Source organism: Mycobacterium sp. 1245499.0, assembly GCF_001673615.1.
Lineage (GTDB): Bacteria > Actinomycetota > Actinomycetes > Mycobacteriales > Mycobacteriaceae > Mycobacterium > Mycobacterium europaeum_A.
Genome location: NZ_LZMG01000257.1, coordinates 1 through 10,562 on the forward strand (window position 1 = coordinate 1; position 10,562 = coordinate 10,562).

The window sequence follows — 10,562 nt, forward strand, 5'->3', positions numbered from 1 at the left end:
GGCCGCGGCGCCGGCGCGGACCTGCTCGAGGATCTCCGCCGTCGACAGGTTGCGAGTCAGCCCGCCCTGACCGGTCGCGCAGAACGGACACGCCATGCCGCAACCGGCCTGCGACGAAATGCACACCGTGTTGCGTTGCGGGTAACGCATCAGCACCGACTCGACGGTGACCCCATCGAGGGCCCGCCACAACGTCTTTCGCGTCTGGCCTGCGTCGCAGGTCACCTCGGCGGCCGCGGTGAGCAGGATCGGGAACATCGTCTCGGCGAGGGCGTCGCGCAGGCCCGCCGGAAGGTCGGTCATCTGCCGCGGGTCGGCGATCAGCCGCGCGTAGTACTGATGCGCCAGCTGCTTGGCGCGAAACGCCGGCAGGCCCAGCTCGGTGACGGCGGCCGTGCGACCGTCCTCGTCGAGGTCGGCCAGGTGCCGCGGCGGCCTGCCGGGACGCGGCTCGGAGAAAACCAGTTGTGCAACCATGACCTGTCCAGTATCGCCTCTCGACCGGACCGGCCTAGGGAACGAGGGTCAGCACCGTCCAGGCGGCGACCGCCGAGGGCAGGACGCCGTCGAGCCGATCCATCAGTCCGCCGTGGCCGGGCAGCAGCCGTCCCATGTCCTTGATGCCGAGGTCGCGCTTGACCTGAGACTCCACCAGATCCCCCAACGTGCAGGTCAGCACCAGGATGACGCCCAGCAACGCGCCGATCCACCATGGTTTGTGGGCCAGCAAAGTCGCGGTCAGCGTCGCCGCGGTGATCCCGAACACCAACGATCCGGCGAACCCCTCCCACGACTTCTTGGGGCTGATCGCCGGCACCATCGGGTGCTTGCCGAGTAGCGCCCCCACGGCATACCCGCCGGTGTCGGAGGCGACGACGGTGATCATCAGGCAGAACACCCGTCCTGCGCCGTCGTGCGGGTAGACCAGCAGCACGCCGAAGGAGGCGAACAGCGGCACCCAGGCGGCCAGGAACACCGTCGCCGAGGCGTCCCTGAGGTAGTTGGCCGACGGCGACCCGTCGAACGGCTCGGGCCGTTTGGTGTTGTCCTGCATGAACAGCCGCCACACGTTGCAGACCACGACGGTGACGCCGAAGCCGGCCAGGGCGCCAGCGGCGTGGAACGGCCAGGTCAGCCAGACGGTGAGCTGGCCGCCTGCCAGCAGCGGGATGACCGGGATGACGTAGCCGGCTTCGCGCAATCGCCGCACCACTTCGTGGGTGGCCACCATGATGGCGAGCGCGACGATGGGAACCCAGAACCGCGGGGCGAACACCAGCGTGACGATCAGCACGCCGCCGATCCCGGCCCCCACCGCGATGGCGGCGCGCAGGTCGCGTCCGGCCCGGGACGTCTTCTTGGCCGGCTGCGCGCTCGTCTTCTTGGCGGCGCGCGCCCGATTGTCGGGCGGGTTGCCTGCGCCGGGTTCTGGGGTTGCCACTGGCCTGGATGAACTTAGCTGCTGAGCGGTCGTCAGACCTCCAGCAGTTCGCCTTCTTTGTGCTTGACCAGCTCTTCGATCTGGGTGATGTACTGGTGGGTGGTCTTGTCCAGGTCCTTTTCGGCCCGGCCGACCTCGTCCTCGCCGGCCTCGCCGTCCTTGCGGATGCGGTGCAGCTCCTCCATCGCCTTGCGGCGGATGTTGCGCACCGAGACCTTGGCGTCCTCGCCCTTGCCCTTGGCCTGTTTGACCAGCTCGCGGCGGCGTTCCTCGGTGAGCTGCGGGACCGCTACCCGGATCAGGGTGCCGTCGTTGGTGGGGTTGACGCCCAGGTCGGAGTTGCGGATCGCCGTCTCGATCGCGCCGACCTGGCTGGCCTCGTAGGGCTTGATGACGACCAGGCGCGCCTCGGGCACGTTGATGCTGGCCAGTTGGGTGATGGGCGTGGCCGAGCCGTAGTAGTCGATCACGATCCGCGAGAACATGCCGGGGTTGGCCCGCCCGGTTCGGATGGTCGACAAGTCGTCGCGGGCGACCGCTACGGCTTTCTCCATTTTCTCTTCCGCGTCGAAGAGAGCCTCGTCAATCATGTGCGCCGCTCCTCCTCAGCTGCGTTGCGGATCCTCGCAAGCGCAGATCATCGCGTCTCGGTTCAGGTGGTGACCAGAGTCCCGATCTTCTCACCAGCGACCGCCCGGGCGATATTGCCATTGGTCAGCAGGTTGAACACCAGGATCGGCATGCCATTGTCCATGCACAGGCTGAACGCGGTGGCATCGGCCACTCGTAGCCCCCGGTCGATGACCTCGCGGTGGCTGATCGCGGCGATCAATTCGGCATCGGGATGCTGCCGCGGATCCGCGGAGAACACGCCGTCGACGGCCTTGGCCATCAGGACCACCTCGGCGCCGATCTCCAAGGCGCGCTGCGCGGCCGTCGTGTCGGTGGAGAAGTACGGCAGTCCCATGCCGGCCCCGAAGATCACCACCCGCCCCTTTTCCAGGTGACGCACGGCGCGCAGCGGCAGGTAGGGCTCGGCCACCTGGCCCATGGTGATCGCGGTCTGGACGCGGGTGACGATGCCTTCCTTCTCCAGAAAGTCTTGCAGCGCAAGGCTGTTCATGACGGTGCCCAACATGCCCATGTAGTCCGACCGGGTGCGTTCCATGCCGCGCTGCTGAAGCTGCGCGCCCCGAAAGAAGTTGCCACCGCCGATGACGACGGCCACCTGCACACCGCCGCGGACCACCTCGGCGATCTGCCGGGCCACCCGCGCCACCACGTCCGGGTCCAGGCCGACCTGCCCGCCGCCGAACATCTCACCGCCGAGCTTGAGCAGCACTCGCGAGTACCTGGCCCGGCTCGGGGACTGGCCGGCAACCAGGCCGTTGTCCGGTGCGGATTTCGGTATGCCGTTGCTGGCGGTTGTCGGCTCCGGCCTTCCAGCCGCCGCGCCGGCGACTTGGGGGTCCCTGGACTCCGTCATCAGACTCCTCGCATGAGAGTGCCATCCCGGGCGATCTCCATCCGGAACGGCATTTCACATCCTGCCTCATCGCAGCACAATGCGACGTCGACGGGGTGCATTATGCGCATAGTTGGCGTGCCGGACCAATTTTCGAGTCTCCAGGTACCGGAATACGTCCACGCCGATGCCGCCGTTGCCCGCGTTTGAGCGATGCATGGCATGGGAACCCGCAACAACGCGGCAGAATTACGCGGTCTCAAGCAACGAGGACCAGCCTCGCCGTATGACCGGGTTGATCGCTCGCGATCGCCGTTGAGCGTGGATCGCTCAGAGTACGCCAACGAGGAGGAACACTTTCCATGGCTGAAGAAAACAAGTCGGGACCTGCCGAAGCTGTCAAGGGCGTCGTCGAGGACGCCAAAGGAAAGGCCAAGGAGGCCGTCGGCGCGGTGGCGGGTCGTGACGACCTGACCCGCGAGGGCCAGGCGCAGCAGGACAAGGCCGACGCGCAGCGCGACGCAGCGAAGAAGGAAGCCGAGGCGGAAGCCGCGCGCGGTGGCGCCAAGGCGGCCGAGGAGCGCCAGAAGGACAACCAGTAACAGGGCTGTGAACGATGGGCCCGATCCGTGAAAACGGGTCGGGCCCATCGTCTTTCTTTCCGGCAGATTCGGCCGGTGAAAAGCCTGAGGTTGCATAGCTTTGCATAGTTTTCGGCGGGACGGGTATCCAGGCGTAGCGCTGTAAGACATCTCCACAGAGGTGCCTACGGACCGGGGGGGAAGCCGGGACGTGACGAGGTTTGGAGATGCTGTTGGACGTGGTGGTGCTCACCGACGAGGACGATTTCGAATCGGCCCTGCCGGACTTGGCCGCGTTCGCCCAACCGATTCGCCGCATCGCCCTGACGGCCGAGACCGACGGGCATCTCGCCACCGCGGACGTCGCGATCATCGACGCGCGTAGCAACGTGGCGCTGGCCCAGGCGGTCAGCCATCGCCTCACGACCGACAGCCCCGCCACCGCGGTGGTCGCCCTGGTGGCGCCGGCGGACTGTGCGGCGGTCGACGTCGATTGCAATTTCGACGACGTGATGCTGCCCGGCACCTGTGCCGAGGAGTTGCAGGCGCGGCTCCGGCTGGCGATCGGGCGGCGGCGCAGCGTGATCGACGGCACGCTGAAGTTCGGCGACCTGGTGCTGCATCCGGCCAGTTTCACCGCGTCGCTGGACGGCCAGGATCTGTGTCTGACCCTCACCGAGTTCAAACTGCTGAATTTCCTTGTGCAGCATGCCGGTCAGGCGTTCACCCGGACCCGACTGATGCAGGAAGTGTGGGGTTATGACAGCACCGGCAAGGTGCGCACCGTCGACGTGCACATCCGGCGGTTGCGCACCAAGCTCGGCGCCCGGCACCAATTCCTGGTCGACACCGTGCGAGGTGTCGGCTACCGGGCGGCGACGCCGCCGCAACCCGAATGGTTCGTCACCGACGCCGGTCTCCACCTCAACGGAACGCGGGCAGGCTGACCCTAACGGCCGTAATTGGCTGCGCTGCAGCGCTTCGGTGCCTGGTCAGCCGAATAAGGGGAACGCGCGCTTGCGCGCCAGCGCATTCATCCCGTCCTGGATGGCGTGTTGCACCTCATGGTATTTGCGTTCGACGTATTGGTCGTCGTCAGCCTTCGCGGGATCGTTGTCGAGTTCGACCGCGGGCATGAAGCGGGTGCGGATCTTGGCCGGCAGGGGCAGCTGCGGCAGCGCCGCCGGCGCGATACCCCACGGCAACGAGACAGCCAACGGGAACACCTTGAGCCGCAGGATCTTATCCAGGCGCAGAGCTTTCGACAGCCGGTCCCCGCGGATCAGCACCGGCATCGCGTCGGCGCCGCCCACGGTGGCGATGGGCACGATCGGCACCCCGGCCCGGATCGCCATCTTGACGAAGCCGGTCCGCCCCGCCAGGTTGGCCTGATCGCGCTCGGTCCACGGGCGCAGCGAATCCACTTCCCCGCCGGGCCACAACGCCACGTCACGCCCCTCTGCCAGGGCGGTCGCGATCGCGTCGGGGGCGGCCGGCAAAACGCCCATGGACCGGAAGTAGCGCCCGAACAACGGAATCGCCATCAACGCATCGTGGGCGGTCCCGTGCAGGGTGCGCTCCTGTCCGAACCGCCGCCACCATTGCAGACCGACGGTCCACGCGTCCCACACGAACGGCGCCCCGGAATGAATCCCCACCAACAGCGCCGGTGGCGACTCGGGGATGTTCTCCCAGCCGTCGATCTCCATGCGAAACCAGTAGTCCACCAGCACATTCCACAGATACTTCTGGCGCTGCAGGGCGGTCTCGTCCTGACCGGACAGATCCCATCTCCCCGCGCGTTCGGCCACCCAACCGCTCACCCCGCCGGTTTGCTTGCTGCGTCGTTCTTCCATGGCCTCGCGGGCTTGCTCGGCGTTCCGCTTCGCCTGGGCACGCACCGGCGCCGGCCTGTGATCCGGGTTACTCATGAGTAGTCGCATACCCGATTCGAGCGCGCACGATTCCCCTCAATGCAAATCTCCCCGCGCCACGGCGGTGTGGCGCGGGGAGATTTACTCAGATCAGGCGTGTGCCGCGGGTGCGGGTGCAGGCGCCGGCGGCGCACCCGGTGCCGGGCTGTTCGGCGCACCCGGCGCCGCGCCACCCTCGACGTTGGACGTCCAGATCAGGATGTCCTGGTTGCCGTCGTTGTAGACGACGCCGTTCGGCGGCGCGCCGGTCACGTCGAAGTACAGCGTGCCGGTCGACTCGTTGCCCGGCGCGATCGGCGCCGGGTTGAGCCCGTTGGGCGCCCCCACCTTGTCGATCACGCGGTAGTTCTGGCCGTTGGGCCCGCGGGCGATGAAGTCGTTGACCATCGGGGTGACCAGCCCGCCGTCCGACCTGGCGCTGATGTCGGCCTGGTACAGCGTGCCTTTCGGCGTGTACCCGGGAATCGTGACATTGCTGGGCTGCAGGTTGCTGACCGTGTAGTTGGTGATCAGCGGCCCGTCCACCAGTTGTTCGCTGGTGCCGAACCCCTGAATGTTGGGCGCGGCGGCCGCGGGCGTCGCTGCGAAGACGCTCGCCACCGCTATCCCCCCGGCAGCGGCAGCTGTCGCGACGGCAGTCTTGGTGACCTTCATTGTCCATTCCTTTCGTGTCGAACAATTGCCCCCCGGAAGGGCATGACGATATAAGCAGCAAATAGCCAACCGACTTCCGCTTTAAACACCGACGTTCGCCCCATTAGCCGAATTGCCCGGTTAGAGACGCAAAATTGTTGCTTTCGCGGGGAGCACCTTCAGCCTCAGTTGATAACAGCTGCACCATCATTCACATTCGGCACGGTGATTAGTCCGGGTGCTGAGGGGTAACCGGTGCGCTGAGGCCCGCGTCTGGCAAATGTCGGGGGCGCAAGCCGAGACAGCCGCAAAGGGGGCAGTTAGGTGCAACGCGGAAACTCCAAGCACGGCTCACGCGAGGACGACGCGCTCAAGGAGGAACTGGAGGGCACGATTCGCGGCAATCGATCCAGTCGCAGCGAGGAATGGCGCGATCCGGAGCCGCCCGCCGACGACGACCCCGACGTTCCCACGGCGGGCCCGGCGCAGCGCGACTGATAAAGCGGTGCACCGTTAAAACCGGCAAGATGCTCGGCCTGCCCGAAACGTCAATCACACAACAAACTTCGAATCGGTAAAGGAAATGGCATGGGCTTCGTGGCGCAGCAACAATCCGTTCCTGGCGTACAGGCGCAGATGGACCCGATTCCCGACTGTGGTGAAAACAGTTACCAGGGCTCGGGAAAACTGCTGGGCAAAAAGGCGATCATCACCGGCGGCGATAGCGGCATCGGGCGCGCCGTCGCGATCGCCTTTGCGCGCGAGGGCGCTGACGTGTTGATCGCCTACCTCAACGAGGACGACGACGCGCGTGACGTCGCCCGTTACGTCACCAATGCCGGTCGCAACTGCGTGTTGGTGCCCGGCGACCTCTCCGATGCCGCGCACTGCCGCGCCGTGGTGGACCGCGCGGTGCAGGAGTTGGGCGGCGTGGACATCCTGGTCAACAACGCCGCCTTCCAGATGATGCACAAGAGTCTCGACGAGATCAGCGACGAGGAGTGGGAGTACACGTTCCGGCTCAACATCGGTGCGTACTTCTACCTCGCCAAGGCCGCCGTGCCGCACATGCGCCCGGGCTCGTCGATCATCGGCAGCTCGTCGGTGAATTCCGATAGTCCCAATCCGACCCTGGCGCCGTACGCGGCGACGAAGGCGGCGATCGCGAATTTCTCGGCCAGCTTGGCTCAACTCCTGGGCGACAAGGGGATTCGCGTCAACAGCGTGGCACCCGGACCGATCTGGACGCCCTTGATCCCGTCGACGATGCCGCCGGACAGCGTGGAATCCTTCGGGGACAACGTGCCCCTGGGGCGCGCGGGTCAGCCGGCCGAACTCGCCGCGATCTACGTGTTGTTGGCCTCCGACGACGCGAGCTACATCTCCGGGGCCCGGGTGGCCGTCACTGGCGGCCGGCCTATCCTCTAGCGAAAAGCGTTACACCGCGGCGCATCCCGCCCTAGCACGGTCCGCGCTGCCGCTCAGCGACCCCGGACCTTGCGGTTGTGCTTCTTGATCGCGTCCACCAACTCCGACTTGTTCATGCTGGACCGGCCGGCGATGTCGAGCCGACGGGCCAGGTCGAGCAGGTGTTTTTTGCTGGCGTTGGCGTCGACACCCTCGGCCGATTGACCGGTCGGACGCCGGCCACCGCTCTTGGCCCGCTCGTCGGACGGGCCCTTTTTGTCCTTGGGCTCCCAGTGATCGCCCACCTTCTCGAAACTGTGCTTGACGGCGGAGTAGGCCACCCGGTGGGCGCGCTCCTCGCTGCCGTACTCCTCGGCGGCCGCATCATGGGTTTTCGCGAACGTGCGCTGGGCCTTGGCGCTGGAACGTTGCAACGTGCTGGGCAATTCGCTCTTCTTGGCCGCGCCGCCCTTTGTCGTCTTCGGCATCGAACCTCCTCGGGTACCACAAGCGCTTTCGGGTAGCCAACCGGTTACCCCGTTGCGGCGCGGACAATCACGGTCTGCCCGATGTGCGCGTCGGTCCGGCATAAATATGTCAATATCGTTGACATGATTCAGGCCGACGATGCTCCGCTGGGTTACCTGCTCTACCGGGTGGGCGCGGTGCTGCGACCCGAGGTTGCCGCCGCGTTGGGCCCGCTGGGCCTGACCCTGCCCGAATTCGTTTGCCTGCGCATTCTTTCGATGTTCCCGGGAATGTCGAGCGCCGAGCTGTCTCGCCACACCAACGTCACCCCGCAGGCGATGAACACCGTGCTGCGCAAGCTGGAAGAAATCGGGGCGGTGGCGCGCCCGTCGACGGTGTCCTCTGGGCGGGCGCTGCCGGCCAACCTGACCGGGCAGGGCCGCGCCCTGCTCAAGCGCGCCGAAGGAGCGGTCCGCGGTGCCGACGCCCGCATCCTGAGCAAGCTCACCGAAACCCAGCAGCGCGAATTCAAAAGGATGCTCGAGAAACTCGGCTCCGACTAGCACTAGCGGCGATCGCAAGCGCGGCGAAGCTCGATCACCCGGCGGCCTGGATGCGCGCCCATGGCCGCGCCTCTTCGAGCTCGTAGGCCAATTCGAGCAGCAGCGCTTCCTGACCCATATCGGCCGACAGCATCATGCCCACCGGCATGCCGTCGGCGGACTGGGCCAGCGGCAGCGAGATCGCGGGTTCCCCGGTGACGTTGTGCAGCGGGGTGAACGACACCCAGTCGATCAGCCGGCTGATCACCTGCCGGTAATCGGTCGGCGCCAGGAACCCGATGCGCGGCGTCTCGTCGGCGACGGTCGGCGTGAGCACCGCGTCGTAAGTGCGGGCGAATCGCGCGGTGCGCCGGCGCGCCCGGCGCAGCCGCACGATCGCCGCCGGTAGGCGGTGCAGGTTGCGGCTGGTGTGCCGGAGCAGACCCAGCGTCAGGCTGTCGAGCTTGCTGCGGTCGAACGTCTCACCGAACATGTGTCGCCCGCCGCTCACCTGGGCCAGCGCCAGGAAACCCCAATACAACACGAAGTCGTCGACGAAACTGGCCGCGACCGGGGGCTGGTCGACGTGTTCGACCCGGTGGCCCAGCTCCTCGAGCAGGCCCGCGGACTTCAGCGTCAGCTCGCGCACCTGCGGGCTGCACTCGCGCTGTATCGAACGGGTGAGCACCGCGATCCGCAACCGCTGCCGGCCGGGCCCGGTGACGTCGCCGATCGGTGCCAGCTTGGGGTTGCGCCAGATGCGTTCGGCCTCGCGGTAGAAGGCCGCGGTGTCGCGCACCGAACGGGACACCACCCCGTTGACGACGACGCCCACCGGCATCCGGCGCAGCGTCGCGTCCAGGGGCAACCGCCCGCGCGACGGTTTGAGCCCGACCAACCCGTTGCAGGCGGCCGGAATTCGGATCGAGCCGCCGCCGTCGTTGGCGTGCGCCATGGGCACCACGCCGGCGGCGACGAAGGCACCCGATCCCGACGACGACGCTCCGGCGGTGTAGTCGGTGTCCCACGGGTTGCGGACCGGGCCCAGGCGAGGGTGTTCAGCCGACGCGCTGAAGCCGAATTCCGACAGCTGCGTCTTGCCCACCGAGGTCAGCCCGGTGGCGAGATAGAGCTGAGTGAACACGCTGTCGGCGACGGCATTGCGGCGCGCCCACGCATCGGTGCCGTGCATCGAAGGCTGCCCGGCGACGTCGATGTTGTCCTTGATGAACGTCGGGACGCCGCCGAAGTAGCCCGCCACCGGGGCGGCCGCACCGGCCCGCGCTTGGTCAAAAGCCGCGTACGCCAAGCCATTCAGGAGCGGGTCGACGGCCTCGGTGCGGGCGATTGCGGCCTCGATGACCTCGGCCCGGCCCACCCGGCCGGACCGAAGGGCGTCGGCCAGGCCGACCGCGTCCAGATCGCCAAGGGCATCGTCGCCGAACGCGTGCACGTGTCGCATAGCACTGACGCTAACCCGCGCACCCTGCCGACCGGGAGGTTTCCCGGCTTGTCCGCGGCCGGGGCGGTCAGGCCTCGATCAGGCCTGACCCACCTCGAAGCGAACGAAGCGCGTGACGGTGACACCGGCGTCCTCGAGCAGCGCCTTGACGGTCTTCTTGCTATCGGACACCGACGGCTGCTCTAGCAGCACCGCGTCCTTGAAGAAGCCGTTCAGCCGGCCCTCGACGATCTTGGGCAGGGCCTGCTCCGGCTTGCCCTCCGCCTTGGCGGTTTCCTCGGCGATGCGGCGCTCGCTGGCCACCACGTCCTCGGGCACGAAGACCGTCGAGCAGGCCATCGCGGAGCTCTCGGCCAAGATCGGCGAGAAGCTGGAGCTGCGCCGCGTCGCGAACTTCGACGGCACCGTCGAGACCTACCTGCACCGGCGGGCGGCCGATTTGCCGCCCGCGGTCGGCGTGCTGGTCGAATACCAGGGCTCGGACACCGAGGCGGCGCACGCCGTCGCGCTGCAGATCGCCGCGCTCAAGGCCCGCTACCTCTCGCGCGAGGACGTGCCCGAGGACGTGGTGGCCAGCGAGCGCCGCATCGCCGAGGAAACCGCCAAGGCGGAGGGCAAGCCGGAGCAGG

Annotated in this window: 12 protein-coding genes and 3 pseudogenes; 6 read left to right on the forward strand and 9 right to left on the reverse strand. The window is 67.3% G+C overall.

What is annotated here, in order from left to right; genetic code table 11:
- The 4 genes and pseudogenes from A5646_RS14465 to pyrH all read right to left on the reverse strand — a co-directional run.
- A pseudogene (locus A5646_RS14465) lies at positions 1-477 on the reverse strand (23S rRNA (adenine(2503)-C(2))-methyltransferase RlmN); the annotation flags it as partial.
- A gap of 34 nt (positions 478-511) precedes the next feature.
- On the reverse strand, positions 512-1,441 hold the full coding sequence (locus A5646_RS14470; RefSeq protein WP_066876168.1) for a phosphatidate cytidylyltransferase: 930 nt from the start codon (positions 1,439-1,441) through the stop codon (positions 512-514).
- Between the two features lie 32 nt (positions 1,442-1,473).
- The gene (gene frr / locus A5646_RS14475) at positions 1,474-2,031 is read right to left on the reverse strand and encodes a ribosome recycling factor (protein ID WP_066870247.1); all 558 of its coding nucleotides are present in this window, start codon (positions 2,029-2,031) and stop codon (positions 1,474-1,476) included.
- 62 nt (positions 2,032-2,093) lie between these two features.
- Positions 2,094-2,927, reverse strand: coding sequence for a UMP kinase (gene pyrH / locus A5646_RS14480; RefSeq protein WP_066876169.1), 834 nt, complete (start codon positions 2,925-2,927; stop codon positions 2,094-2,096).
- Positions 2,928-3,268: 341 nt separating this feature from the next.
- On the opposite strand from pyrH, the gene A5646_RS14485 reads away from it, so the two are divergent.
- Positions 3,269-3,508 carry a general stress protein CsbD gene (locus tag A5646_RS14485; protein ID WP_066870241.1) on the forward strand — a complete coding sequence of 80 codons (240 nt, stop codon included), beginning with the start codon at positions 3,269-3,271 and terminating at the stop codon, positions 3,506-3,508.
- Positions 3,509-3,714: 206 nt separating this feature from the next.
- Positions 3,715-4,434: a response regulator transcription factor gene (locus tag A5646_RS14490; protein WP_066876170.1), complete on the forward strand. Its 720-nt coding sequence runs from the start codon at positions 3,715-3,717 to the stop codon at positions 4,432-4,434.
- A 45-nt stretch (positions 4,435-4,479) separates the two neighbouring features.
- Here the strand turns inward: A5646_RS14490 and A5646_RS14495 are convergent, their stop codons facing one another.
- Both A5646_RS14495 and A5646_RS14500 read right to left on the reverse strand, forming a co-directional pair.
- Positions 4,480-5,418: a lysophospholipid acyltransferase family protein gene (locus tag A5646_RS14495; RefSeq protein WP_066870234.1), complete on the reverse strand. Its 939-nt coding sequence runs from the start codon at positions 5,416-5,418 to the stop codon at positions 4,480-4,482.
- A 93-nt stretch (positions 5,419-5,511) separates the two neighbouring features.
- Positions 5,512-6,075 carry an MPT63 family protein gene (locus tag A5646_RS14500; RefSeq protein ID WP_066870231.1) on the reverse strand — a complete coding sequence of 188 codons (564 nt, stop codon included), beginning with the start codon at positions 6,073-6,075 and terminating at the stop codon, positions 5,512-5,514.
- Between the two features lie 303 nt (positions 6,076-6,378).
- On the opposite strand from A5646_RS14500, the gene A5646_RS29460 reads away from it, so the two are divergent.
- The gene (locus A5646_RS29460) at positions 6,379-6,552 is read left to right on the forward strand and encodes a hypothetical protein (protein ID WP_197499689.1); all 174 of its coding nucleotides are present in this window, start codon (positions 6,379-6,381) and stop codon (positions 6,550-6,552) included.
- A 90-nt stretch (positions 6,553-6,642) separates the two neighbouring features.
- Positions 6,643-7,482 carry an SDR family oxidoreductase gene (locus tag A5646_RS14505; protein ID WP_066870228.1) on the forward strand — a complete coding sequence of 280 codons (840 nt, stop codon included), beginning with the start codon at positions 6,643-6,645 and terminating at the stop codon, positions 7,480-7,482.
- A gap of 53 nt (positions 7,483-7,535) precedes the next feature.
- Here A5646_RS14505 and A5646_RS14510 read toward each other — a convergent pair whose 3' ends face one another.
- On the reverse strand, positions 7,536-7,949 hold the full coding sequence (locus A5646_RS14510; RefSeq protein WP_066870225.1) for a ChaB family protein: 414 nt from the start codon (positions 7,947-7,949) through the stop codon (positions 7,536-7,538).
- Between the two features lie 123 nt (positions 7,950-8,072).
- Here A5646_RS14510 and A5646_RS14515 point away from each other — a divergent pair, with 123 nt between their 5' ends.
- Positions 8,073-8,492, forward strand: a complete 420-nt coding sequence (locus A5646_RS14515) for a MarR family winged helix-turn-helix transcriptional regulator (protein ID WP_066878138.1) — start codon at positions 8,073-8,075, stop codon at positions 8,490-8,492.
- Between the two features lie 34 nt (positions 8,493-8,526).
- On the opposite strand, the gene A5646_RS14520 is transcribed toward A5646_RS14515, so the two are convergent.
- Together A5646_RS14520 and A5646_RS14525 are read right to left on the reverse strand one after the other, a co-directional pair.
- Entirely contained in the window at positions 8,527-9,933 is a 1,407-nt protein-coding gene (locus tag A5646_RS14520; RefSeq protein ID WP_067022235.1) for an amidase, read from the reverse strand.
- Positions 9,934-10,011: 78 nt separating this feature from the next.
- A pseudogene (locus A5646_RS14525) lies at positions 10,012-10,251 on the reverse strand (elongation factor Ts); the annotation flags it as partial.
- Between A5646_RS14525 and A5646_RS14530 the strand changes: the two are divergent.
- Positions 10,241-10,562: pseudogene (locus A5646_RS14530) on the forward strand (elongation factor Ts); the annotation flags it as partial. The pseudogenes A5646_RS14525 and A5646_RS14530 overlap by 11 nt on opposite strands.

Coding starts and splice junctions, on each gene's coding strand:
- frr (WP_066870247.1), bottom strand. CDS start 2,031: ATGATTGACGAGGCTCTCTTCGACGCGGAAGAGAAAATGGAGAAAGCC.
- pyrH (WP_066876169.1), bottom strand. CDS start 2,927: ATGACGGAGTCCAGGGACCCCCAAGTCGCCGGCGCGGCGGCTGGAAGG.
- A5646_RS14485 (WP_066870241.1), top strand. CDS start 3,269: ATGGCTGAAGAAAACAAGTCGGGACCTGCCGAAGCTGTCAAGGGCGTC.
- A5646_RS14490 (WP_066876170.1), top strand. CDS start 3,715: ATGCTGTTGGACGTGGTGGTGCTCACCGACGAGGACGATTTCGAATCG.
- A5646_RS14495 (WP_066870234.1), bottom strand. CDS start 5,418: ATGAGTAACCCGGATCACAGGCCGGCGCCGGTGCGTGCCCAGGCGAAG.
- A5646_RS14500 (WP_066870231.1), bottom strand. CDS start 6,075: ATGAAGGTCACCAAGACTGCCGTCGCGACAGCTGCCGCTGCCGGGGGG.
- A5646_RS14505 (WP_066870228.1), top strand. CDS start 6,643: ATGGGCTTCGTGGCGCAGCAACAATCCGTTCCTGGCGTACAGGCGCAG.
- A5646_RS14510 (WP_066870225.1), bottom strand. CDS start 7,949: ATGCCGAAGACGACAAAGGGCGGCGCGGCCAAGAAGAGCGAATTGCCC.
- A5646_RS14515 (WP_066878138.1), top strand. CDS start 8,073: ATGATTCAGGCCGACGATGCTCCGCTGGGTTACCTGCTCTACCGGGTG.
- A5646_RS14520 (WP_067022235.1), bottom strand. CDS start 9,933: ATGCGACACGTGCACGCGTTCGGCGACGATGCCCTTGGCGATCTGGAC.